17 protein-coding genes and 1 tRNA gene are annotated in these 25,564 nt (G+C 65.2%); 15 read left to right on the forward strand and 3 right to left on the reverse strand.

Annotated features, from left to right (window positions below; all coding sequences use genetic code 11):
• Nucleotides 1–31 precede the first annotated feature (31 nt).
• Nucleotides 32–1,564, reverse strand: a complete 1,533-nt coding sequence (gene amaB, locus B5X78_RS15675; RefSeq protein WP_079725521.1) for an L-piperidine-6-carboxylate dehydrogenase — start codon at nt 1,562–1,564, stop codon at nt 32–34.
• A gap of 293 nt (nt 1,565–1,857) precedes the next feature.
• Here amaB and B5X78_RS15680 point away from each other — a divergent pair.
• The 12 genes from B5X78_RS15680 (at nt 1,858) to B5X78_RS15735 (ending at nt 15,029) form a co-directional block, all read left to right on the forward strand.
• A tRNA-Arg gene (locus tag B5X78_RS15680) sits at nt 1,858–1,934 on the forward strand.
• Between the two features lie 284 nt (nt 1,935–2,218).
• Nucleotides 2,219–4,723, forward strand: a complete 2,505-nt coding sequence (gene thrA, locus B5X78_RS15685; RefSeq protein WP_079725523.1) for a bifunctional aspartate kinase/homoserine dehydrogenase I — start codon at nt 2,219–2,221, stop codon at nt 4,721–4,723.
• On the forward strand, nt 4,720–5,652 hold the full coding sequence (locus B5X78_RS15690) for a homoserine kinase (RefSeq protein ID WP_079725525.1): 933 nt from the start codon (nt 4,720–4,722) through the stop codon (nt 5,650–5,652). Before thrA ends, B5X78_RS15690 begins: the two co-directional genes overlap by 4 nt.
• Nucleotides 5,653–5,731: 79 nt before the next feature.
• On the forward strand, nt 5,732–7,027 hold the full coding sequence (gene thrC / locus B5X78_RS15695; protein ID WP_079725527.1) for a threonine synthase: 1,296 nt from the start codon (nt 5,732–5,734) through the stop codon (nt 7,025–7,027).
• A gap of 4 nt (nt 7,028–7,031) precedes the next feature.
• Entirely contained in the window at nt 7,032–8,057 is a 1,026-nt protein-coding gene (locus B5X78_RS15700) for a L,D-transpeptidase (protein ID WP_079725529.1), read from the forward strand.
• A 70-nt stretch (nt 8,058–8,127) separates the two neighbouring features.
• The gene (locus B5X78_RS15705; protein ID WP_079725531.1) at nt 8,128–8,859 is read left to right on the forward strand and encodes a murein L,D-transpeptidase catalytic domain family protein; all 732 of its coding nucleotides are present in this window, start codon (nt 8,128–8,130) and stop codon (nt 8,857–8,859) included.
• Nucleotides 8,860–8,872: 13 nt separating this feature from the next.
• Entirely contained in the window at nt 8,873–9,364 is a 492-nt protein-coding gene (locus tag B5X78_RS15710) for an OsmC family protein (RefSeq protein ID WP_079725532.1), read from the forward strand.
• 48 nt (nt 9,365–9,412) lie between these two features.
• Nucleotides 9,413–10,486 carry a LacI family DNA-binding transcriptional regulator gene (locus B5X78_RS15715; protein WP_079725533.1) on the forward strand — a complete coding sequence of 358 codons (1,074 nt, stop codon included), beginning with the start codon at nt 9,413–9,415 and terminating at the stop codon, nt 10,484–10,486.
• Nucleotides 10,487–10,730: 244 nt separating this feature from the next.
• Entirely contained in the window at nt 10,731–12,866 is a 2,136-nt protein-coding gene (locus B5X78_RS15720; RefSeq protein ID WP_079725534.1) for a TonB-dependent siderophore receptor, read from the forward strand.
• A gap of 28 nt (nt 12,867–12,894) precedes the next feature.
• Nucleotides 12,895–13,173, forward strand: a complete 279-nt coding sequence (locus B5X78_RS15725) for a hypothetical protein (protein ID WP_079725536.1) — start codon at nt 12,895–12,897, stop codon at nt 13,171–13,173.
• Entirely contained in the window at nt 13,173–13,436 is a 264-nt protein-coding gene (locus B5X78_RS15730) for a hypothetical protein (protein WP_079725538.1), read from the forward strand. Before B5X78_RS15725 ends, B5X78_RS15730 begins: the two co-directional genes overlap by 1 nt.
• A 9-nt stretch (nt 13,437–13,445) precedes the next feature.
• The gene (locus B5X78_RS15735; RefSeq protein WP_079725539.1) at nt 13,446–15,029 is read left to right on the forward strand and encodes a PepSY-associated TM helix domain-containing protein; all 1,584 of its coding nucleotides are present in this window, start codon (nt 13,446–13,448) and stop codon (nt 15,027–15,029) included.
• A gap of 85 nt (nt 15,030–15,114) precedes the next feature.
• On the opposite strand, the gene B5X78_RS15740 is transcribed toward B5X78_RS15735, so the two are convergent.
• Nucleotides 15,115–16,791 (reverse strand): alpha-amylase family glycosyl hydrolase, encoded by a 1,677-nt coding sequence (locus B5X78_RS15740; protein ID WP_079725541.1) that lies wholly within the window; start codon nt 16,789–16,791, stop codon nt 15,115–15,117.
• Nucleotides 16,788–18,161: an MFS transporter gene (locus B5X78_RS15745; RefSeq protein ID WP_079725542.1), complete on the reverse strand. Its 1,374-nt coding sequence runs from the start codon at nt 18,159–18,161 to the stop codon at nt 16,788–16,790. Before B5X78_RS15745 ends, B5X78_RS15740 begins: the two co-directional genes overlap by 4 nt.
• Nucleotides 18,162–18,528: 367 nt before the next feature.
• Here B5X78_RS15745 and B5X78_RS15750 point away from each other — a divergent pair, with 367 nt between their 5' ends.
• The 3 genes from B5X78_RS15750 to B5X78_RS15760 all read left to right on the forward strand — a co-directional run bounded on the left by B5X78_RS15750 (nt 18,529) and on the right by B5X78_RS15760 (nt 25,495).
• Entirely contained in the window at nt 18,529–20,145 is a 1,617-nt protein-coding gene (locus B5X78_RS15750) for an alpha-glucosidase (RefSeq protein ID WP_079726229.1), read from the forward strand.
• A 273-nt stretch (nt 20,146–20,418) separates the two neighbouring features.
• Nucleotides 20,419–23,181 carry a TonB-dependent receptor gene (locus B5X78_RS15755; RefSeq protein WP_079725544.1) on the forward strand — a complete coding sequence of 921 codons (2,763 nt, stop codon included), beginning with the start codon at nt 20,419–20,421 and terminating at the stop codon, nt 23,179–23,181.
• Nucleotides 23,182–23,356: 175 nt separating this feature from the next.
• Entirely contained in the window at nt 23,357–25,495 is a 2,139-nt protein-coding gene (locus B5X78_RS15760) for a methyl-accepting chemotaxis protein (RefSeq protein ID WP_079725545.1), read from the forward strand.
• Nucleotides 25,496–25,564: the final 69 nt, after the last annotated feature.

Consider the following 25,564-nt stretch of genomic DNA (forward strand, 5'->3'; position numbering starts at 1 on the left):
CGGCGGAACTCCTAGTGGGGCAGGGTGGGGATCAGAAGTCGAACTTGATGCCCTGGGCCAGCGGCAACGCGTCGGAGTAGTTGATGGTATTGGTCTGGCGGCGCATGTAAACCTTCCAGGCATCCGAGCCGGACTCGCGACCGCCGCCGGTTTCCTTCTCGCCGCCGAACGCGCCGCCGATTTCCGCACCGCTGGTGCCGATGTTGACGTTGGCGATGCCGCAGTCCGAACCGGCCGCCGACAGGAACAACTCGGCTGACTTGAGGTTCTGGGTGAAGATCGACGAGGACAGGCCCTGCGGCACGCCGTTCTGCATGTCGATGGCTTCTTCCAGGGTCTTGAACTTCATCACGTACAGGATCGGCGCGAAGGTCTCGTGCTGCACCACTTCATCGGAATTCTTCAGGCCGGTGACAATCGCCGGCAGGACGAAGTTGCCAGCGCGATCGATCGCGGTGCCGCCGGTTTCCACGGTGCCGCCGCTGGCCTTGGCCTTTTCGATCGAGGCCAGGAACTGCTGCACCGCGCCCTGGCTGTTGAGCGGGCCCATCAGGTTGGCCGGGTCGGTGGGATCGCCAATCTTGCCTTCCACCTGCTTGTAGGCCTTGACCAGCGTGGCGAGCACGTTGTCGTAGATCGATTCGTGCACCAGCAGCCGGCGGGTGGTGGTGCAGCGCTGGCCGGCGGTGCCGACCGCACCGAACACGATGCCCGGCACGGCCAGCTTCAGGTCGGCGCTTTCATCCAGGATGATCGCGTTGTTGCCGCCCAGCTCCAGCAGGCTGCGGCCCATGCGGCGCGCCACGCGCTCGCCGACCGTGCGGCCGACCTGGGTCGAACCGGTGAAGCTGATCAGCGGGATGCGCTTGTCATCCACGAAATGCTGGGCCAGCTCGACGCCGGCGTCGTTGATCAGGAAGAAGATATCCGGGAAGCCACCCGCCTTCAGCGCTTCGTTGCAGATCTTCATCGAGGCGATCGCGGTCAGCGGCGTCTTGTTGGACGGCTTCCAGATGCAGATGTCGCCGCAGATGCCGGCCAGGAACGAATTCCACGCCCACACCGCGACCGGGAAATTGAACGCGCTGATGATGCCGACCAGGCCCAGCGGCTGGTACTGCTCATACATGCGGTGGCCCGGACGCTCCGAGTGCATGGTGTAGCCATACAGCATGCGGCTCTGGCCGACCGCGAAGTCGGCGATGTCGATCATCTCCTGCACTTCACCGTCGCCTTCGGGCTTGCTCTTGCCCATTTCCAGCGCGACCAGCGAACCCAGCGCATCCTTGTGCTTGCGCAGCGCATCGCCACACAGGCGGATGGCTTCGCCGCGGCGCGGGGCCGGGGTGGTGCGCCAGATCTTGAAGGCTTCCTGCGCGCGGGCGACGATGGTTTCGTAGTCGGCCTGGCTGCTGGCATGGACCTCGGCGATGACTTCGTTGGTGGTCGGGTTGACCGACTGCAGCAGGCCGGCATCGGTGGTGGTCGACCACTCGCCGCGGCCCAGGTAAGTGCCGGAATTGGTCTGACCAAGGCCGAGCGCCTTGAGGATGTCGGTGGGCATGCGAAGCTCCAGGAAGTCGGATGAAGGCGCGACGCCAAGGCGTGCGCGGGAACGGTGATATTAACAGAGCGGGCCGCCGGCCGCTGCTTCGATGTTGCCGCAAGTGCCCGTAATTGCTGGATTTTTGCGTAGTGCTGCGAGGCAGCCAACGTATCAATGCGGACAGTTGCTTGCGCGGCTCGGGCGTGGATTCGACGCATGCGCCCACGCACTTCGACGAAGCTTCGTCGCCGCCTCGACACGGCGGATCTGCAAAGCCGCGATGCAGATGATCATGCGAGAATGCCGACACTGGCCCCGTAGCTCAGCTGGATAGAGCGTCCCCCTCCTAAGGGGAAGGTCGTGCGTTCGAATCGCGCCGGGGCCGCCATTTTTTCCTGCATCCGCGCATGCAACGCGATCCCGGCGGACTCGGTTGCCATTGCAACTTTCGTGATGTCGCAGCGCAGCACTTGACAGCCCACCGAGTCATCGTGTCCTCTACGGTGATGCGCTCTCCCGCAACCACTATCACGACCACCATTACCACCCCCATTAGCAGGGTGCGGCTGGTTGTGTTCGCGTAATTCGCAAACCACGGCCCCGCACCCGAATCAGGATGCGGGGGAACCCAAAGTCCTGATGCGCGTAACGGGTCTCAACGAGGCTCCGTCGATGTCCAGCAATGCCGCCGTTCCACCCGCGCAGTCCCCCGCAGCACTGTCGCGTACCATCGTCCACAAGTTCGGTGGTACCTCGGTAGCCGACGCCGAACGCTATCGCCATGTCGCCCAGTTGCTGCTGGCGCGCGAAGAGAGCGAGCAGATCACCGTGGTCTCGGCCATGAAGGGCGTGACCGACGGCTTGATCCAGCTGGCCGAGATGGCTTCCGGCAACCTGGCCGAATGGCGCGAGCGTTGGCATGACCTGCGCGCACGTCATCGCGGCGCGGCCGTGGCCTTGTTGTCGGAGAACGCCGGCCCGACCCTGGAGTGGATGGATCAGCGCTTTGAGCAGCTGGCCGAAGTGCTGGCGGCGCTGGCGGTCATCGGCGAGTTGCCGAAAGAAGTGCTGGACCGGGTGCAGGGCATGGGCGAAGTGTTCTCCGCGCGCCTGCTGGGCGACTACCTGAGCGCCTGCGGCGAAGACTGTGCGGTGCTGGATGCACGCGACATCCTCATCGTGGATCGCGGTGATCTGGGCGTGGACGTGGACTGGCTGCAGAGCGCGCAGCGCCTGGCCGACTGGCGCAAGGCCCATCAGCAACAGCGCGTGGTGGTCACCGGCTTCGTCGCCCGTGATCGCAGCGGTCGCATCACCACCTTGGGACGCAACGGCAGCGACTACAGCGGCGCCATTTTCGCCGCGCTGTTCAATGCCGACGAACTGCATATCTGGACCGATGTCGATGGCGTGCTGTCCGCCGACCCGCGGGTGGTGCCCGAAGCGGTGCAGCTGAGCGCATTGAGCTATGACGAAGCCTGCGAGCTGGCGTACTTCGGCGCCAAGGTGGTGCACCCGCAGACCATGTCGCCGGCGATCGAGCGTGGACTGCCGATCATCATCCGCAACACCTTCCATCCCGAACATCCGGGTACCCGCATCACTGCCGAGCGTGACGGCAGCGGACCGGTCAAGGGCCTGACCCTGAGCCCGGATCTGGCCATCATCAATCTGGAAGGAACCGGTCTGATTGGCGTGCCCGGCACGGCCGAGCGCGTGTTCGCCGCGCTGCGCGATGCGCGCGTGTCGGTGGTGATGATCTCGCAGGGCTCGTCGGAGCATTCGATCTGCTGCGTGGTCAAGAGTGCCGAAGCCCAACGCGCTCAAGCCGCCCTGCTCAATGCCTTTGCGCATGAGTTGACGATTGGCCAGGTGCAGCGCGTGCAACGCACCGATGGCGTCAGCGTGCTGGCCGCCGTCGGCGATGGCATGGCCGGCCAACCGGGCGTGGCGGCGCGCCTGTTCGAATCATTGGGCCGGGCGCAGGTCAACATCCTGGCGATTGCGCAGGGTTCTTCCGAACGCAACATTTCGGTGGCCATCGGCGGCGCCGACGCCACCAAGGCGCTGCGCGCGGCGCATGCCGGCTTCTGGCTGTCGCCGCAGACCTTTTCGGTTGGCGTGATTGGACCGGGCAATGTCGGCGCCACGCTGATTGACCAACTGCGCGCGGCGCAGCCGCAGCTGTTGGGCAAGGCCAACCTGGATCTGCGCCTGCGCGCGATCGCGTCCAGCCGCAGCATGTTGCTGGATGAGCGCGGCATCGGCGATGACTGGCGGGAGCGCTTCGCACAGAACGGCCAGGCCGCCGATTTGGATGCGTTCACCGCACACCTGTTGTCGGCACATTTGCCGCACGCGGTGATCGTCGACTGCAGCGCCAGCGCCGAGGTGGCCGATCGCTACGCGGGCTGGCTGGCGGCAGGCATCCACGTGGTGACGCCGAACAAGCAGGCCGGCGCGGGTGGCTGGGATCGCTATCGCGACATCCACGACGCGGCATCCGGCAGCGGCGCACGCTTCCGCTATGAAGCCACGGTGGGCGCGGGACTGCCGGTCATTTCGACGCTGCGGGATCTGCTGGATACCGGCGATGCGGTGGTGTCGGTGGAAGGCATCCTGTCCGGCACGCTGGCCTGGCTGTTCAACCGCTACGACGGCAGCGTGCCGTTTTCGCAACTGGTCACCGAAGCGCGTGGCCTGGGCTACACCGAACCGGATCCGCGCGACGATCTTTCCGGCACGGACGTTGCGCGCAAACTGGTGATCCTGGCGCGTGAAGCCGGACGCACCCTGGCCCTGGAGGACGTGCAGGTGGAAAGCCTAGTGCCCGAGTCCCTGCGTGGCGCCAGCGTGGAGGATTTCCTCGGCCGGCTGGAGGAAGTCGACGCCGGCTTTGCCGAACGACTGTCGAGTGCGCGCGCCGCCGGCCAGGTGCTGCGTTACGTGGCGCGCCTGGACGGCGAAGGCCGCGCCAGCGTGGGCCTGGTGGCGTTGCCGGAAGCGCATGCCTTCGCCAACCTGCGTCTGACCGACAACATCGTGCAGTTCCGCACCCGTCGCTACTGCGACAATCCTTTGATCGTGCAGGGTCCGGGCGCGGGCCCGGAAGTGACCGCGGCCGGTGTGTTCGCCGACCTGTTGCGGGTGGCCGCTGGCCAGGGAGCCAAGTTGTGACGGAGGCAGGCAGGGTGGAAGCACGCGCGTTTTCGCCGGCCTCGGTCGGCAACGTCGGAGTCGGTTTCGACATCCTGGGCCACGTCATCGAAGGCGTCGGCGATACGGTGACGGTGCGCCGCATCGACACGCCGGAGGTACGCATCGCCGCCATCCGCGGCACCACCGTCGACTTGCCCTTGGATGCGCCCGGCAACACGGCCGGTGCCGCACTGCTGTCATTGCGTGAGGCGTTGCAGGCGCCGATTGGTTTCGAGATCGAAATCGAGAAAGGCATTGCCCTGGGTTCCGGCATGGGCGGCTCGGCGGCGTCATGCGTGGCGGCACTGGTCGCGGCCAATGCGCTGCTGCCGCAGCCACTGACGCCGGCGGAACTGTATCCGCATGCGCTGGTGGGCGAGGCGGTGGCCAGTGGCGGCAAGCACGGCGACAACCTCGGGCCGATGTTGTTGGGCGGGCTGGTGCTCTCCACCGCGGACCGGCTGGTGCCGATTCCGGTGCCGGCTGCCTGGCATAGCGTTTTGGTGCATCCCGAGGCGATCCTGGAGACACGCCGCGCGCGCGCCGCCCTGGCCGGTGATTACGCGCTGTCTGATTTCGTGGCACAGAGCGCCAACCTGGCCTTGGTGTTGGCCGGCTGCCATGCCGGTGATGCGGAGTTGGTGCGTGCGGGCTTGCGTGACGTGCTGGTGGAGCCGCGGCGGGCGCCGTTGATCGTCGGCTTTGCCGAGGCCAAGCGAGCGGCAATGGAAGCCGGCGCGATGGGCGCCAGCATCTCCGGCGCAGGGCCGAGTGTGTTCGCGTGGTTCGAATCGCGCGAGCAGGCGGCGCTGGCGGCACCCGCCATCCAGGCCGCCTTTATCGACGCGGGCTTTGAAAGCCAGGCCTGGGTATCGCCGATTGCCGCGGCCCCGGCGCGCTTGTTGTAGCGCGATAGCGCCGTTCGCCAATGTTGGCGGCAACGGCGCCGATTCCGCTTTCTCTCACTTCTTGAGTCGAACTTTCCAGATGAACTTCATCTCCACCCGACACGCGGCTCCGGCCGCTTCCCTGAGCCAGGCCATCGCGGCGGGCTTGGCGCCTGATGGCGGCCTGTACGTGCCGGAAACCCTGCCCGCAGCGCAAACACTTGCGGCAGGCGCTGACCTGGCCGGTTCCGCCAGCGCCGCCTTGCAGCCTTTCTTTGCCGGCGATCCATTGGGCAACGAGCTGCCGGCCATTTGCCGCGAGGCATTCGACTTCGATGTGCCGCTGCTGCCGTTGGCGACGGCCGGCGATTACGTGCTCGAACTCTTCCATGGCCCCACCGCGGCATTCAAGGATGTGGGCGCACGCTTCCTCGCGGCCTGCCTGGCGCGCCTGCGTCGCGACAGCGACACCCCGCTGACGATCCTGGTGGCCACCTCCGGCGACACCGGCGCGGCCGTGGCCGCTGCCTTCCACAAACAGCCGGGATTGCGTGTGGTGGTGCTGTATCCGGATGGCCGCGTTTCGCCGCGACAGGCGCACCAGTTGGGATGCTTCGGCGACAACATCACCGCCCTGCGCGTGGCCGGCACCTTTGACGACTGCCAGGCCATGGTCAAACAGGCGCTCAACGACGAAGCGCTGCAACAGCAGGTGCCGATGAGTTCGGCCAACAGCATCAGCCTGGGTCGGCTGCTGCCCCAGATGACCTACTACGTGCATGCCGCCGGCCAACATCATGCGCAGACGGGCAGGGTGCTGAACTTCGTCATTCCCACCGGCAACCTGGGCAATGCCATGGCGGCGATTCTGGCGCGCGAGCTGGGTGCGCCGATTGGCCGCATCGTGCTGGCCACCAATGCCAATCGTGTATTGCCCGATTACTTCGCCGGCGGCGAGTACACGCCGCGCACCAGCGTGGCCACCATCGCCAATGCGATGGACGTGGGCGCGCCGAGCAACTTCGAACGCCTGCGCTGGCTCTATCGCGGCGATGACAAGGCATTGCGAGCGGCGTTCACCGCGGTCACCGTGGACGACGCCACGATTCGCGCCACCATCGCGCAGCGTCATGCCGACTACGGCGAGACGTTCTGCCCGCATACCGCCACCGCCGTGCATGTACTGGCGACATTGCGCGATCAGGGCGAAGGCGGCGACTGGGCCGTGGCGGCGACGGCGCACCCGGCCAAGTTCGAAAGCATCGTCGAGCCGTTGATTGGCAGCGGCGTGGAGGTGCCGCCGGCGCTGGCGCACCTGCTGGGACGGCCCGCGCACGCTGAACCGCTGGCGGCCGACTACCAGGCCTTGCGGGCGCGCCTGCTGGCGTTATCCTGAGCCGATGAACCTTGCTACTGCGCTCGCGTGTCTGTTGATCCCGGCCGGACTTGTTCCGGCCGGGATCGTCATGGCGCAGGCGCAGGTGTCCAGTGGCCTGAACGCGCTCGATGTCCGCGATCTGAAGCCGGGGCAGTTCATCTGGGCGCCGCAGGTGGCGCCCGAGGGTCCGGTGGTGCTGGTGGTCAGCCTGGACGAACAACGGGCCTACGCGTACCGCAACGGCATGGCGATTGGCGTGAGCACCATCAGTTCCGGCAAGCCGGGCAAGGACACGCCCACCGGCGTGTTCACGATTCTGCAGAAGAACAAGGACCACCGCTCCAACCTCTACAACAATGCGCCGATGCCCTACATGCAGCGGCTCACCTGGGACGGTATCGCACTGCACGGTGGCAGCCTGCCGGGTTATCCGGCCTCGCATGGCTGCGTGCGTCTGCCGCAGGCGTTTGCCGAAAAGCTGTTCGCCATCACCCGCCATGGCGACACCGTGGTGGTGGCCAACGCCAAGGCCGCGCCGGCCAGCGTCGTGCACCCGGCGGTGCTGGCCCCGGTCACCCAGACCGGCCAGGTGCACGGCCGGACGTTCGATGAGTACGAAGTGTTCTGGGACGAGGCGGCGCCTGCCACGGGCCCATTGAGCATTCTGGTGAGCCTGTACGACAACCGTGTCTCGGTGTTGCGCAATGGCGTGCTGATTGGCTCGGCGCCGCTGCAGAAGGTCAATGACGTGGCGCTGCATGGCAGCGTGCTGCTGGTGATGACCACCGAGATGGAAGACATCCCGAGCTTCCTGGACAAGGGCCAGCGCCAGCATCGCTGGGTGGCCCATCGGGTGTTGGGCGAGGAAGGCGTGGAGATGCCGTCGCTGGCGCAATTGAGCAGCGCCTACTGGGTCCCCGACGCGTTTTCGCGCAAGCTGTATGCCATACTGCAACCCGGCACGACCGTATTGATTTCGGATTTGCCCGGGGTTCGCGGAACCACAGCCGAACGCGCGACCGAACCGGTCTTGGAATCCGCGCCGTAAGGCCCCATCCTCGTCTTCGCGACCGCCAGCGGAATGGCACCCGCAGCCCCTGTCACTGCCGTTCCGACTCATGTCTCTAGTACGCGTCCTGCTGATTCCAGCCACCCTGGCGTTGACCGCCACCCTGATTCCCTCGCTTCGCGCTCAGTCGCTGGTCGACACGCCGCTGGTCGATCGACTGGCGCGCACGGCGCCCAAACTGGATCGCAAGGTGCTTGGCCTGGCCACGCAGGCGCTGTCGTGCAGCCTGCGCCGTGGTGATCGCCTGCCACCGACCTTGAGCGTGATTGATTACTCGCGTCCTTCCACCCAGCCGCGGCTGTGGGTCTTCGATCTGGCGCAGTCACGCCTGCTGTTTGAAGAATGGGTGGCGCATGGCCGCAATACCGGCGAAAACCTCGCCAGCAAGTTTTCCAATCGCAACGGCAGTTTCATGTCCAGCCTGGGCGCATTCCGCACCCAGGAATCCTATGTGGGCAACAACGGTTACTCGCTACGCCTGGAAGGTCTGGAGCCGGGGTACAACGACCAGGCGCGTTCGCGCGCCATCGTCATGCACGGCGCGCCCTATGTGAGCGAAGTGCTGATCCGCCAGCAAGGACGCCTCGGCCGCAGCCTGGGCTGTCCGGCCGTGCGCCAGTCCGTGGCCAAGCCGCTGATTGACACCATCCGGGGCGGCTCGTTCGTGTTCGCCTACTATCCGGATCAGGACTGGCTGCGCCATTCACGCCTGCTGACCACCGATTGCGGTGGCGCCGGAGTGACCGCGGCCAGCACCGCCAGCGTTCATTCCAGCCCCTAGAAGGCCCGCAGCCATGTCCGAGAATCCGCGCCTGACCGTCACCTTGCAGCAGGAACAGGATTTCCAGTTCCGCGTCCACTTCGACGGCACGGCGATCACGGATTTGCTGACCGACGAAAGCGAGCCGCTGGGGCAGGGCCTGGGCCCCAGTCCCAGCCTGATGTTGACCACGGCGATCGCCAATTGCCTGTCGGCCAGCCTGTTGTTCGCCCTGCGCAAGTTCAAGAACCAGCCCGGGCCGCTGGTCACCACGGCCACCACGGAACTGGTCCGCAACGAGCAGGGACGCCTGCGGATCGGGCATGTCCAGGTCGACATCCAGTTGGCGGAAGCCGCTGCCGCACACGCATCGCTGGAGCGCATCCTGGCCCAGTTCGAGAACTTCTGTACGGTCACCGAAAGCGTTCGCCATGGCGTGGATGTCGCGGTCAGCATCCGCGATGCCGAAGGCGTGCAGCTGCATGGCGTGGCCCGCCTGGGTGAGGCCGCGGGCGCCGCGGGCTGAAAACGCTTCCGCCAGCGTAATGCAGAGCCATGCGCCTTGCCGCATGGCATGATCGGCCCTTCCTTCTTCCACGCCACGGTTGCCGTGACAGCACCGATCAAAGGCAAGGCCACTTCGCTGGATATCGCCCACCTGGCGGGCGTCTCCCAGCCGACGGTATCGCGCGCGTTGCGTGGCAGCCCGATGGTCAACGAAGAGACGCGTCGACGCATCCAGGCCATTGCGGCGCAGCTGAATTACAAGGTCGACAAGAACGCCTCCAATCTGCGGCGCCAGCATTCGGGCACGATCGCGCTGCTGTTCTTCGAAGATCCGACCCCGGATGACTCGCAGATCAATCCGTTCTTCCTGTCGATGCTGGGCTCGATCACCCGCGCCTGCGCCATGCAGTCCTACGACCTGCTGATCTCGTTCCAACAGCTGTCGACCAACTGGCAGGCTGACTATGAAGACAGCAACAAAGCCGACGGCCTGATCCTGCTGGGCTATGGCGATTACCTGGAAGCGCAGTCGCGGCTGGAGCAACTGGTGCAGCAGGGCACGCATTTCGTGCGCTGGGGCGCCGTGCTGCCGGGGCAGCCCGGCATCTCCATTGGTTGCGACAATTTCCAGGGCGGCCACGACATCACCACGCATCTGATTGGGCAGGGGCGTTGCGACATCGCTTTCCTCGGACACGCCTCGAACCACTATCCCGAGTTCTTCGAACGCTATCGCGGCTACGCGCAGGCCTTGCAGCAGGCCGGCAGTCCGGCGCAGCCATCTTTGCAGGTGGACGCGGTGACCAGCGAGCAATCCGGATACGAGGCGGTGCAGGAACTACTGCGGCGCAAAGTGCGTTTCAACGCCATCTTCGCTGCCAGTGACCTGATCGCCATTGGCGCGATGAAGGCCTTGCACGAGCAGGGCAGGCGCGTCCCGGAGGACGTGGCCGTCGCCGGATTCGATGACATCCCGCTGGCGGCGTTCGTCAATCCCGGCCTGTCCACGGTCCAGCAGGACACCAAGCTGGCCGGCCAGATCCTGGTCCAGAGCCTGCTGCAGCTGATCGATGGCGAGCCGGTGGAAAGCCGCACCATCCCGGTCAAGCTGACCTTGCGCGGGTCTACGGGCGCGAGCTGAGCCGCGTCACTTGGGACGTGGCCGACTGACGCCGTGCAAGCCGGCGGCGCGCTGGCGGGAGCCCTGCCAGGCGACGTCGTGGCAGCGCTGCCTGCGACGCAACGTCACATCAAAGTGCATTGCCTGAACAGGCATGCACGTCTAAGATAGGAATCGTTCTTATTTGAGAGCCGGCCGCATTGGCCGGTTCCCGCGGCCAAACCCCTGGGTGCGCCGTCAACTTTTCCATCTCAAGGCCCATGCCATGTCGCTGATTGCTTCCGGACGTCGCCCCGCTGCCCGTCCGCTGTTCCTTGCCGTGCACGCCGCCCTCGCGGCTTCGCTTTTCGTCTCCAGCGTGCAGGCGGCGGAAGGGCCGGTCGATGACGCCAAGAACCTGGACGCGGTGCAGGTGCTGGCGCCGATCGCGCGCAGCACCGGTACCGCGACCAAGACCGATACGCCGATTCGCGAGATTCCGCAGTCGGTGTCGGTCATCACCAGCCGGCAGATGAGCGACCGTGGCATCAGCGGCGTCGAGCAGGCGGTGTGGTACACGGCCGGCGCGCAGGGGGGCGGCTACGGTTTCGATACCCGCAGCGACTGGATGCTGGTGCGCGGCTTTGCCCCGGCGCGCTATCTGGACGGCCTGGCGCTGTCGGAAGGCTCCGGCACCAGCATTACCCGCACCGAACCCTATGGTCTGGAGCAGGTCGAAGTGCTGAAGGGGCCTGCCTCGGTCAACTACGGCGCGATGCCCCCGGGCGGCATGGTCAATTACGTCAGCAAGCGTCCGACCGAGGACACCCTGCGCGAAATCGAAGCCACCGTCGGCAGCGACGATCTGCGCCAGCTGGCGTTCGACTTCGGCGGCAAGCTCAATGACAGCGGCACGCTGCTGTATCGCCTCACCGGCCTGGCACGCAATAGCGACAGCCCGGTCGAGTTCATCCATGACGATCGCTACTACTTCGCACCGGCGCTGACCTGGAAGCCGGATGACGCCAACGAGCTGACCGTGCTGGCGCGCTACCAGAAGGCCGATACCAAGGCCGGCGCCGGCTTCCTGCCCATCGATGGCACGCTGCGCCCCAATCCCAACGGCAAGATCCGCGCCGACCTGTATACCGGCGAGCCCAACGCCAATGACTACGTCAAGACGATGAAGTCGATCGGCTACGACTTCCGCCACGACTTTGGTGGCGGCACCGCGTTCAACCAGAACGTGCGGGTGGGGCAGAGCGAGATTGATCCGAACGTGGTGGTGGGCGCCTTCGGCCTGCTCGCGGATCAGCGTTCGCTCTATCGCTACCTGTGGTCGACCAGCGAAGAAGAAAAGAACATCGGCATCGACAACAACCTGCAGTGGAACTTCAGCAGTGGTCGCCTGACCCACAGCGTGTTGGCCGGCATCGATTTCCGCCGTTACGAGAACACCTACTTCACCAACTTCGATTTTGGTGGCGGCACCACGCTGGATGTGTTCAATCCGGTTTACGGCAGCCTGCCCAACCTGCGTCCGACCCTGCGTCCGCAGGACGGCACCACCCAGACCCAGCGCCTGGTGGGCCTGTACGCGCAGGATCAGATCAAGATCGACAAGTGGGTGGTCACCTTCGGCGCGCGCCAGGACTTCGTCGGCACCGACACGCGCAACGCCGCCGGCCGTCGCCACCAGAGCGATGAAGAGTTGTCCGGCCGCGTCGGCGTGAACTATCTGTTGGACAACGGCCTGGCGCCGTACATCGGTTATTCGCAGTCGTTCCAGCCCACCGTGGGTACCGACGCGCAGGGTCGCGCCTTCGTTCCCACCACCGGTGATCAGATCGAAGCAGGTCTGAAGTTCCAGCCCGCCAACGGCAAGGTGCTGGCGACCATCGCCGTGTACGAGTTGACCCAGCAGAACAATCCGGTGGTTGATCCCAACAACACGCTGTTCACCTTCCAGGTCGGCGAGACCAAAGTGCGCGGCGCCGAACTGGAAGGGCGCTGGAATGTCGGCCAGGGCCTGAGCGTGTATGGCGCCTATGCCTACCTCGATTCGGAAGTGACCGAGACGCTGGATCCGCAGGCGCTCGGCAAGCAGGTGCCGTTGCAGCCCAAGCATTCGGCCTCGCTGGGCGGCGATTACACGCTGACCACCGGTGCGCTGGCCGGCCTGGGCTTCGCTGCGGGCGTGCGCTACACCGGCGACCACTACGGTGATGCCTACAACCTGTGGCAGACGCCTTCCTACACCTTGTTCGACGCCTCGGTGCATTACGACTTCGGCAACTGGCGCCTGCAGGTGAATGCGCAGAATCTGGGTGACAAGGAGTACATCAGCGCCTGCAACAGCGCCGCCTGGTGCTATTACGGCTATCCGCGCACGGTGACCGCGACGGCGCGCTTCGCCTGGTAAGTCCATTCGCCAGGAGCTAGCTGACGCCATGCCCCCCTTGTTGATCTGGTTCGCGATTGCGACAGCGTGGCTGTCCGCCTTCGCCCTGTATCGTGCTTCGCCGCATTACCGCGGCGAAGCACGTCGCTGGCGCGCCGGGAATCCCGTCGGGCTGGCCTTGGCGGTGCTGTCGTTGGCGGCATGGATCGTCGGATTGGGAACCGGCGCCGGCATCAGCGTGATGCTGGCGACCTGGATGCTGGGCCTGGTCGGCTTGCCCTATCTGGATTACTGGCGCAGTCCATCTAAGTCCGAGGCGAATCGTTGATGTGGGCGCGCGCATCGGCAGGCATCGTGGCGGGCTTTTTTCTGGCAGCGGGCGTGGTCGGACTGATTGCCTGGTCGTGGCCGGGCCCGTGGCAATCCACCCTGGTCGCCAGCGCGCTGGCGTTCTTTCCGGCGTGGATGCTGGCGGCCACCAGCAGTTTCCTGTTTGCCGATGGCAAGCGCGCGTGGCTGTGGCTGGGCGCCAGCGCGGCCGCATCGTTCGCCCTGCTGTGGCTGCTGCGCAGCCTGCAGTGGGTGGCGTGAGGAGCCGCGATGAAGATTGAATCCACCACGCTGCGCACGTTCACCACCGTGCATACCTGGGTCGGCCTGGTGGCCGGGTTCGCCTTGTTTGTGGCGTTCTATGCCGGCGCCATCACCGTCTTCCACCACGAGTTGATGCTCTGGCAAGCGCCGCACGCAGCCAGCAAGCCGGCGGGCACGCTCGATGATGCGCAACGCCTGCTCGATGAAACCCTGGAGCGACATCCGGCCTCGCGGCAGTGGGTCGGCATGCTGTTCCCCGGCGCGGAATCACCGCAACCCGTGATCTACTGGCCTGACGAGAAGGCCGTCTGGCATTACGCCACCCTGGACAACCTGCAGGGTAGCGACAAGCCGCCGCAAGCCGGCCTGTCAGAGCTGGTCAATGCATTGCACTTCTCGTTGGGTATCCCGGTGGCCGGCACCTACCTGATGGGTGTCGTGAGCCTGTTGTACGGCGTGGCGTTGTTGTCAGGCTTGCTGATCCATTTGCCCAGCCTGCTCAAGGATCTGTTTGCACTGCGTCCGGGCCGCAACCTGAAGCGCTTCTGGCAGGACGCGCACAATGTCATCGGCGTACTGAGTCTGCCGATGCATCTGATGTTCGCCATTACCGGGGCGATGCTGTGCCTGGTGATGGTGGCGGCAGTGGCGCTCAATCCGCTGATCTACGACGGCAAGGTGATGGAGGCCATCGGCCCTGCCATGGATACCGCGCCCGTCATCGCGCCTGCTGGCGAACCTGCGCCCCAGGGCACGCTGGCCTTCTGGCAGCAACGCGCACAGTCCGCTGCGCAGGCACAGGGCATCAGCGAGTTCGAACCGGCCTACCTGAAACTGCTGCACGCCGGCGACCGCAATGCGACGGTGGAAATCACCGGCGAGTCACCGCGATCACTCGGTCCGCTGGGGTCGGTGGCCTTGAATGCCGGCACCGGCGAGATTCTCGCCACCCAGTTGCCGGGCCATCGTGATGCCAACCACGCCACGCTGGCATCGGCCTACGCGCTGCACTTCGGTGAGTACGCCAATGTGTGGGTGCGCTGGCTGTACTTCGTGCTGGGAGTGGGCGGCGCTTTCCTGTTCTATTCGGGCAACCTGCTGTGGATCGAGTCGCGTCGCAAGCGTCGCCAGGTGCAGCAGGGTCGCGCCCAGATCGGCATGGCCAAGGCGACGGTGGGCGTCTGCCTGGGCGTGTGCGTGGCGATCTCGTTGGCCTTCGTCGCCGCCACGCTGCTGGAAGCGCGGGCGCTCAGCCAGGTTGGTTTGAATGTGGACGCCGGCATCCAGTGGGTGTGCTTCCTGTCCTGGACGCTATGCGCGTTGTGGGCGGTGATTCGACCGGTTGCAAAAGCCACGCGCGAATTGCTCTGGGCGGCGGCGCTGGCCACGGCGGCTGTGCCGATTGCGCACGGTGCGGCCACCGGCTGGTGGTGGTGGACGAGTGCGATGAACGGGCAGTGGGTGCTATTCGGTATCGACGCCACCGCGTTGGCGATGGCTTTCGGCTTTGCCTTGCTGGCCAGGGCGAGCCGGCGGCGCGCGCTGCATGGCGATCCACACAGCGTCTGGGCCGAACCCGCGCGGGCCTGACAACTCGACGCGCGCTGCGCGCCGTCGCACAGTCAGAGTCTCGGCGAGGGTCGCCGGTTCGATTGATCAGCGCAGCCGCCGGGGATCACTCGTTGAAAGGCGACTTGCGCTGCATCAACGATTGCAGACGTTGCAGCGTGTCCTTGCGGCGCAGCTCGCCATCGAAGAAGTACACCCGCACGCCGTGCGCGGGCACGTCCGCCTGCATCTGCCGGCGCACGCGCTGGGTCTTGCCGGTGAATGCATCGCGCCAGATCCCGGACTCCAGGTAATCGCTCACGCGCATCCGGGTGGGGTGGTCGCCCTTGTTGAGCAGCACCAGCGCGGTCTGGCGCTGGCCATCGTGATCGTAGACGCGGTAGAACGCCGCCTCGTTGCCCTTGAGTTCCACATTGAGCTGCAGGCCGCGTTGCAGCGCGACCGAATCGCGTCGTAGCCGGGCGATCGCCTGCAACGGCGCAAAGATGGGGCTGCGCGGCGCCTGTGCGATGCGTTCCTGGCCGAAGTAATTGCGGTTGCCGGCATGCTCGGCGGTGCCGCGCATGAAGCCGGTTTCCGAACCGTAGTAGATCACCGGAATGCCGCGCGCGGTGAACAACCAGTTGTGCGCGTCGATGAAGCCGTTGTCGCTGGCCTTCATCCGCGCCATGTCGTGATTGTCGTAGAAGGTCATCAGTTCGTACGGATTGGCGTACGGACCATCCTCCAGATACAGCGCAGGCGCCAGCTGGCCAAAGTCGCTGTCGGGTTTCTCGAACACTTCGACCAGCCTGGCCTTGAGCGGGAAATCGAGCAGGCTGTAGCCGCCGTTGCGCGGCCAGGTGTGCGCGGCAATGCTGGCGGCGTCGTAGTTGAAGTTCTCGCCGAACATGAAGAAGCCCGGGCGCTTGGCGCGGATGCGATCGGCAAAGGCCTTCCAGAAATCGTGCGGCATCCAGGCAATGGTGTCGACGCGGAACGCGCTGGCGCCCTGGTCGATCCATTGCTCGTACGCGCCCACCAGGTAATCGAGCACCTGCGGATTGCGTTCGTTGAAATCCGACAGCTGGGCCAGGCCGCCGTTGCGGTTGTAGAAGGCGTGCAGCGGCTTGTGCTCGGGATCCAGCTGGGCCGGCGGCAGATTCTGGTGGTCGGCCACCAGCTTGCCCTGTGCATCCCACAGCTTGCCGTACTGCGCCTGCGCGGCCGGCATGGTGTAGGCGGGTGAGCCGTGGTTGGCGACGATGTCCAGCACCACGTCCAGCTGCTGCTGCTTCATGCCGGCGGTGAAACCGGCAAAGTCCAGGCCCGCGCTGGGCAGGTGCTCGTCGAGCTTGTAGAAGTTGATGCCCCAGTATCCGTGGTAACCGGTCTTGCCGCGGTCGGTGAACGCGCCGTTCCAGGCCACGGGCTCGCCGCCGGTGAAGGCCTCATCCGGATTGTCGACGATCGGCGTGACCCAGACCGAAGTGAAGCCCATATCGCGGATGTAGCGGGCATTGTCCAGCACGCCTTTGAAGTCGCCCCCGAGGTAGCCGACGTTGTCGGACTGGCCGGCGGGCGCGCCGGGCGTGGGGCGATCAAAGCTGTGCTGCGCGCCACCTTGATCGCGATGATCATTGCCGGGGTCGCCATTGACGAAGCGATCCGTCAGCAGGAAGTAGACGGACTCGCGCGCGAAAGGCTCGGTGGTGCCATACCAGTCGCCGGCGTGGGCTTTGCAGGTCGCGCCACCGGCCAACACCAGCGTGACGGCGACAGCGAGCAGCGAAGACTGTCTCATGCCGGAACCTCGTCGGTGGCGACCTGGTTGCTCACGCGCAGCACCGCGACCGCCGCCAGCAGCAGGCTGACGCCGCTCAACACCAGCGCATGAATGGACTGGTTGTCGAACAGGCCGCGCATCAACGGGCCGAGCAGGGTGGCGGCCACGATCTGCGGGATCACGATGAACATGTTGAAGATGCCCATGTAGATGCCCATGCGATCGGCCGGCACATGGCTGGACAGCAGCGCATACGGCATCGACAGGATGCTGGCCCAGGCCACGCCCACCAAGGCGAAGGACAGGATCAACCACGCCGGCTGTGGCACGAAGTACATCGAGATGAAGCCCAGCCCGCCCAGGGTGAGCGATGCCAGGTGCACCGCCTTGCGATTCAGCCCGCGCCGCGCGGCGTACAGCGTCAGCAACAAGGCCACCAGCATCGAGGACAAGCCATACCAGCCCATGTACGAGCCGACCAGGTCGGCCGCGTTCTGGTACGCCGCATTGGCCGCGCGGAACGCCTCGGCCTGTGCGGGGATGCTCATGTCGTAGGCGCCTGCCAGCGGTGCGGGCGCGTGGAAGACGTGCTCGGTCAGTCCGGGCGTGGCCAGACTCCACATGGCGAAGAAAGCGAACCAGCTGAAGAACTGCACCCAGCCGAGGCGGCGCATTTGCGCCGGCATGTGCGCCACGTGATGGAGGATTTCGCCGAGGAAGTTGCCTTCGCGTTGGTGTTGTTGGCGGAACGCCTGCAGATCATCGGGCGGATATTCGCGGGTGGTGAACACGGTCACCAGGATGCTGGCCATGAACACGAACGCGCCAATCGCAAAGGCAATCTGCACCGAGGGCGGCACCACCCCGGGACCAGCTTCGTTCGGCACGCCCAGGCGGGTGATGAACCACGGCAGGTTGCTCGCCACCCAGGTACCGATACCGATGATCAGCGTCTGCAGGACAAAGCCGTAGGAACGTTGGCTCTCCGGCAACTTGTCGGCGACCAGCGCACGGAACGGTTCCATGCTGATGTTGATCGAGGCGTCCAGCACCCACAGCAGGCCAGCGGCCATCCACAGCGTGGGCGAGTGCGGCATGAAGATCAGCGCGATGGAACTGAGAACCGCGCCGGCAAGGAAGAACGGGCGGCGTCGACCCAGCCAGGGATGCCAGGTGCGATCACTGAAGTAGCCGACGATGGGTTGAACCAGCAGGCCGGTCAGTGGCGCGGCGATCCAGAGGAACGGCAGTGAATCCTTCTCCGCGCCCAGGGTCTGGAAGATGCGCGAGACGAAGCCGCCTTGCAGGGCGAAGCCGAACTGGATGCCCAGGAAGCCAAACGACATGTTCCAGATCTGCCAGAAGGACAGGCGCGGTTTGACGGGCATTCAAGGGTTCCGGCAGGAAGGACGGCGCAGCCATGCTGCGGGCGGTGACGCATCTTGCAGGCTATCCGCGCCGATTCCATGCTGCACCGCAAACAGGAATGCCACCCTCGGCATGCAGTCGACGGCCTGATCCCGGCCTGCGCCGAACTCGCGAAAAGCGCTTGTTTTGCGGGCCCGCAGCGTAAACCCTTGCGCCAATTCCGAGCGCTCGGGCGCGCGCTCGATGGGGCCGCGCGGCCACATCCTGCATACGTATTCATGCCATGCAGGGCAGGGCGGACGCCACGACACGATGGCGGCGTGGCAAGGTGGCGCCCGTTGCGCGACCACCATGGGCGCGCGCGGTGGTCCGGCATTCGGGGAAGCGATGAACGACAAGCATTGGTGGCGCGGCGCGGTGATCTACCAGATCTACCCGCGCAGCTTCCTCGACAGCGATGGCGATGGCGTCGGCGATCTGCCGGGCATCGTGGACAAACTGGATTACATCGCCAGCCTGGGCGTGGACGCGATCTGGATCTCGCCGTTCTTCAAGTCGCCGATGGCCGACTTTGGCTACGACATCGCCGACTACCGCGATGTCGATCCGCTGTTCGGCAGCTTGTCCGATTTCGATCGCCTGCTGGCCAAGGCGCACGCGCTCGGCATCAAGGTGATGATCGATCAGGTGCTGAGCCATTGTTCGGTGGAGCACGCCTGGTTCAAGGAAAGCCGCGAGAGCCGCGACAATCCCAAGGCCGACTGGTACGTCTGGGCCGACCCGAAAGAGGACGGCACCGCGCCGAACAACTGGATGTCGCTGTTCGGTGGCGTCGCCTGGCGCTGGGAGCCGCGCCGCGAGCAGTACTATCTGCACAACTTCCTGTCCTCGCAACCGGATCTGAACTTCCACAATCCGGAAGTACAGGCCGCCACGCTGGACAACGTCAAGTTCTGGCTGGACAAGGGCGTGGACGGCTTGCGCCTGGATGCGATCAACTTCTGCTTCCATGACGCGCAGCTGCGTGACAATCCGCCCAAGCCGAAGGACAAGCGGGTCGGGCGTGGATTCAGTCCCGACAATCCCTACGCCTATCAGTACCACTGGTACAACAACACCCAGCCCGAGAACCTGCCGTTCCTGGAGCGGTTGCGCGCACTGCTGGACCGCTATCCCGATGCGGCCGCTTTGGGCGAAATCTCCTCGGAGGATTCGCTGGCCACGACCGCCGAATACGTCAGCGACAAACGCCTGCACATGGGCTACAGCTTCGAGCTGCTGACGGACGACAGCAGTGCCGCCTACATCCGTGGCACGGTCGAACGTCTGGAAACGACCATGACCGAAGGCTGGCCCTGCTGGGCGGTCTCCAATCACGACGTACAGCGCGCAGTGAGCCGGTGGGGTGGAGACGCCTCTTCGCCAGAACTCGCCGCGCAGCTGGTCGCTCTGGTGTGTTCGTTGCGCGGCTCGGTGTGCCTTTACCAGGGCGAGGAGCTTGGCCTGCCGGAAGCCGACGTGCCCTATGCGGATCTGCAGGATCCTTATGGCAAAGCGTTCTGGCCGAACTTCAAGGGGCGCGACGGTTGCCGTACGCCGATGCCGTGGAATGACGATACCCAGGCGGGATTCAGCGCCGGCAAGCCGTGGCTGCCGATTCCGCAGACGCATCGCGCCATCAATGTGGCCGCGCAGGAACGCGATCCGCAGTCGGTGCTGCAGCAGGTCCGTCGCTTCCTGGCCTGGCGCCGGCAGCAGCCGGCGCTGCAGCGCGGCAGCATTGCCTTCCATGACGCGCCCGAACCAATCCTGGCGTTCCAGCGCGATGCCGACGCGCAGAGCCTGCTCGCGGTGTTCAATCTTTCGCCACAGGCGCAACGCTGGCCGCTGCCGGAAGCACTGCGCCAGCGTGTGCAGGACGCGCCCGAATTCGGCGCCGGTGTCCTGCGCGACGGCGAACTGGAGCTGCCAGCACGCGGCGTCTGGATCGCACGACTGCGCTGACCGACCCGCGCTGACGATACTGCTCGACCACGCTCGCCGACACGGCGAAGCGTGGCGGGCGCCGTTGTCGCCAGCGCAAATCGTGATTTGCGGAACCCGCGTTACAGGCGTCAAAAAGCCCTGATGAATACGTATGCAGCGGCCATTGTGCGACTGCGCTCGCTACTACCATGGCCGCACGTTCCAGGGAGAGGGTCCCTGGCGTCGAAGGCCCGGGCGATCGCATGCGACGCACCCGGGTCACTGCATACAACACTCCTGGGAGAGGGGAAAATGCTGCAACACAAGCGCAACCTGCTGAGTGCGGCGCTGGCATCCGCCATCGCGCTGACCGCAACGGGCGTCCATGCCCAAACGGCCACGCCGGCCGCGGGCACGCAGGCGCCGACCGAACAGAACGCCACCGAACTGGAAACCGTCACGGTGACCGGCATCCGCGCCGGTATCGAGAGCGCCATCTCGACCAAGCGCGAATCCACCTCCATCGTCGAAGCGATCTCGGCCGAGGACATCGGCAAGCTCCCGGACGTCAGCATCGCTGAATCGATTGCACGCCTGCCTGGCGTCACCGCGCAACGCGTGGGTGGCCGTGCCCAGGTGATCAGCGTGCGTGGCCTGTCGCCTGACTTCGCCACGACCTTGCTCAACGGGCGTGAAGTCGTCAGCACCGGTGACAACCGCAGCGTCGAGTTCGATCAGTATCCGTCGGAACTGATGAGCGGCGTGACCCTGTACAAGACGCCGGACGCCGGCCTGATTGGCCAGGGCCTGTCTGGCACCATCGACATGCAGACCGTGCGTCCGCTCAGCTACGACGAACCCGTGGTCGCCTTCAGCGGTCGCTACCAGCGCAATTCGCTGGGTTCGGCGGCGGAAATCGACGCGCACGGCAATCGCTTCAATGCCGCCTTCATCACCCAGTTCGCCGACAACACCGTCGGCCTGTCGGTGGGCTACTCGCATTCCGACACGCCCATCCAGGAAAACCAGGTGGGCCTGTACGAGCCGTGGCGATTCCTGGAAGAGGACAGCTGGCGTCCCGGCGTGCCGGGCGGCACCTACTACTCTGATGGCATCAAGGCGCTGCGCCGCACCGGCAACCTGGAACGCGACGGCGTGATGGCCACCTTGCAGTATCGCCCGTCCAACAACTGGACCAGCATCCTGGACGTGTTCCACTCCGAGGCGACGCAGATCACCACCGCCAACCAGTTCGAAGTGAATCTGGGTGGTTACAACGGCAATTACCAGCCCGGCCTGAGCATCACCGGCGCGCAGGTCAACGGCAACCACAGCTTTACCGGCGGCGTGGCCAGCGGCGTGTATCCGCTGGTGCGCGGCATGTACAACAAGCGCCTGGACAAGATCGACGCGTTCGGCTGGAGCAACGAATTCAACGCCGGTACCGCCCGCATCTACACCGACCTGAGCTACTCCAAGGCCAAGCGCGATGAGCTGAGCCTGGAGAACAACACCCAGCTCACGCCGATGCCGCAGCTGGACACCGTTACCCTGAGCTATCGCCAGAACGGGTTCTCGCAGTTGTCGCCGGGCATGGACTACTCCAATCCCAATGCGCTGTTCCTGACCAACACCATCTACGGCTCCGGCTACGGCAAGGTGCCGCAGGTGGAAGACGAACTGAAGAGCGTCAAGATCGGCGCCACGCTGCAACTGCCGGAATCGTGGAGCTGGTTCTCCGGTCTTGATGTGGGTGTCAACTACGCGGATCGCCAGAAGTCCAAGATCCAGCCGGAAGGCAACATCCTGCTCGGGCCGCAAGGCGACACCGCCATTGCCTCGGATCTGCAGCGTGGCCTGGTCAACCTCAACTTCGCGGGCGTGGGCTACATTCCCGCCTGGAACGTGGAAGACGCGGTCAGCCGCTACATGATCTTCGCGCCGGTCACGAACCTGGACTACCTGGTGCCCAAGACCTGGCGTGTGGACGAAGACATCACCACTGCGTTCGCGCGCTTCAACATCGACACCGAATGGGGCTCGGTGGGCGTGCGCGGCAATGTCGGCGTGCAGTTCATGCGCACCGAGCAGTCGTCCAACTCGTTCTACTGGGATGACATCGCGCCGGCCGGCGAGCAGGTCAAGCCGATTGAGGAAGGCAAGAGCTACAACGACGTGCTGCCGAGCATGAACCTGGCCTTCCAGTTTGCCGATGACCAGACCGTGCGCGTCGCCCTGGCGAAGCAAGTGGCGCGCCCGCGCGTGGACCAGCTGCGTTCCTCGCTGGATTTCGGCATCGACACCAGCACCGGTATCCCCGGCGCCAGCGGTGGCAACCCGCTGCTGGATCCGTGGGAGGCCTACGCCTTCGATCTGTCGTACGAAAAGTACTTCGGCAACAAGGCCTACGTGGCGGCCGCGGTGTTCTACAAGGATCTGCGCACGTACATCTTCACCCAGACCCGCGATGGCTATGACTTCTCCAGCTACGTGGCCAGCTACGTTCCGGGCCCGAACCAGCCGGAAGCGCAGACCACCGGCAACTTCACCGCGCCGTACAACGGCAGGGGCGGCAAGCTCAAGGGTCTGGAACTGACCGCGTCGCTGCCGCTGGATCTGCTGTGGCAGCCGCTGGAAGGTTTCGGCATCGTCGCCACGGCCAGCTTCAACGACAGCGACATCACCATCGTCGATCCGGACAGCGCCAACAGCGTGGGCGATGGTCCGATCTCGCTGCCGGGCCTGTCCGACGAGGTGTACAACCTCACCGCCTACTACGAACGCTCGGGTTTCGAGGCGCGCATCAGCCAGCGCAAGCGTTCGGACTTCATTGGTGAGATCGGCAACTTCGACGGCAACCGGACGCTGCGTTACGTGGTAGGCGAGGACCAGGTGGATGCACAGCTGGGCTACACCTTCGGCGCCGGCAGCAGCCTCGACGGCCTGAGCCTGTTGCTGCAGGTCACCAACATGACCAACTCGCCGTACAAGACCTACGCCGGCAGCAAGGATCGTCCGCTGGAGTACATCGAGTGGGGCCGTACCTACCTGGTGGGTTTCAACTACCGTTTCTAAGGTCGAGCCTGCTGCAAACTTCATTGCTTCACTTGCACAACCAGCCCGCCGAAATACGGCGGGCTTTTTTTTTGCGTGCGTGCTGCACGCATCGCGGGAGTTTCCTGAACAGGAACATCAAGCGATCGGGATAGCGGCCGATACCTGTGGGGCACTCCTCTCGCAGTACCTCTCAATGTCCCCCGTAGCTTCGAAAAAATTCCTCAGCCTGCAGTTCAAACTGTTGGGCGCACTGACTGTTGGCCTGTCTTTCATCCTGATCTGCGCGTTGGCTGGGCTTGCCTCGGCCTGGCTCAGTCTCTCCACCCAGGTGCCCGAGCAGGTCCAGCAGGCCACCGACAGCGAATTGATGAGTCGCGAATTCCGCCTGCAGGTGCAGGAATGGAAGAACGTGCTGATTCGCGGCAATGATGCCGAACAGCTCAGCAAGCACCTGTCCGCTTTCAACGAGGGAGCGGCCACCGTGAGCCGGCTCGCCGGGCAACTGGCCAGCAGCATGGATGATGCTCAAGCCGCCGCATTTGCGGCGCAGTTCCGCAAGGAACACCAGACCTTGACCGACAACTACCGCGCGGCGCTCACCGGTTTCGAGGCGGCGCAGTTCGACCCGCACGCAGGCGACGCGCTGGTCCGCGGCATGGATCGTGAGCCGACGCAGACGCTGGAGAAGTTGAACCAGCGGGCCAAGGCGGTGGCCGACGCTGCCGTCGTCAAGAAGTCCGAAGACGCGCGTCGCACCTTGATGTGGTCCGGGGTGGTTTCGCTGCTGGCTGCCGTCGTGTTGGTGGTAGCGCTGGCCTGGTGGATCCGCCGCTCGGTGATCGCGCCGGTGGTGAGTGCAGGGCAGGCCGCCCGCGCAGTGGCCTCGGGCAACCTGGATCATGTGATCAAGGTGCAGAGCCGCGATGAAGTGGGTCAGCTGGCTACCGCCATGCAGTCCATGACCACGACCTTGAAAGCGGTCATCGCCGCGCAACTGGACATGGCGCATCGCCATGACCTGGGCCAGATCAGTCACCGCATCGACGATGCGCAGTTTCCGGGCGAATACGGACGCATGGTGCGCGAATCCAATGCGCTGGTGGCCCAGCATATCGGCGTCAAATTGAAGGTGGTGGAAGTCATGCGCCGCTACTCGGTCGGCGATCTGTCGGTGGACATGGATCGCCTGCCCGGCGAGAAGGCCGTGATCACCGAAGCGATGGACGCCACCAAGGCCAGCCTGGCGGCCATCAACAACGAGATCAAACAACTGGCCGCAGCGGCTGCCGCAGGCGATTTCAGCCATCGCGGCGATGAGGAACGCTACCAGCATGACTTCCGCGCGATGGTTGCCGGCCTCAATGGCTTGATGACCACCACCGACGCCAACCTGTCGGAAGTCTCGGCGCTGCTGCAGGCCATCGCACGCGGCGATCTGACCGCGCGCATGCACGGAGACTTCCGCGGCGTGTTTGCACGGATGCGCGATGACGCCAATGCCACGGTGTCGCAGCTCACCGACATCGTGTCCCGTATCCAGGAAGCCTCGGGCACGATCAACCTGGCGGCCGGCGAAATCGCCACCGGCAATGACGACCTGGCCCATCGCACCGAGCAGCAGGCAGCCAACCTGGAAGAAACCGCCGCGTCGATGGAGGAGCTGACCTCCACCGTGCGCCAGAACGCCGACTCGGCGCGCCAGGCCAACCAGCTGGCGATCAGCGCGGCCGCGGTGGCCTCCAGCGGCGGTGAAGTGGTGGGGCAGGTGGTGGACACCATGCGCGATATCGAAACCTCGTCGCGCAAGATCTCCGACATCATCTCGGTCATCGATGGCATCGCCTTCCAGACCAACATCCTGGCGCTGAATGCGGCGGTGGAAGCCGCACGTGCCGGCGAGCAGGGTCGTGGCTTTGCCGTGGTGGCCTCGGAAGTGCGCACGTTGGCCCAGCGCTCGGCGCAGGCGGCCAAGGAGATCAAGGGGCTGATCGAAGCGTCGGTGGATCGCGTGGCCGATGGCTCGATGCTCGTGCATCAAGCCGGCGCCACCATGGGCGACATCGTCGCCTCGGTGCAGCGCGTGACCGACATCATGGCCGAGATCTCCGCGGCTTCGCAGGAGCAGTCGGCGGGCATCGAGCAGGTCAACCTGACCATCACCCAGATGGATGAAGCCACCCAGCAGAATGCAGCGCTGGTGGAAGAAGCCACCGCGGCGGCACGCAGCATGGAAGAACAGGCGCAGACCCTGGCGGCGTCGGTGGGGGCGTTCAAGCTCCAGCGTGCCGGCGTGGCTGCGGTGGAGCGCCGGCCTGTCGCCCTGATGCATTGATACGTCGGCCAACAAAAAAGCCGGAGTCCTTGCGGATTCCGGCTTTCTGCGACTCTCGAGAGTCTTTGT

The sequence above is a fragment of the Pseudoxanthomonas indica genome (assembly GCF_900167565.1).
GTDB lineage: Bacteria > Pseudomonadota > Gammaproteobacteria > Xanthomonadales > Xanthomonadaceae > Pseudoxanthomonas_A > Pseudoxanthomonas_A indica.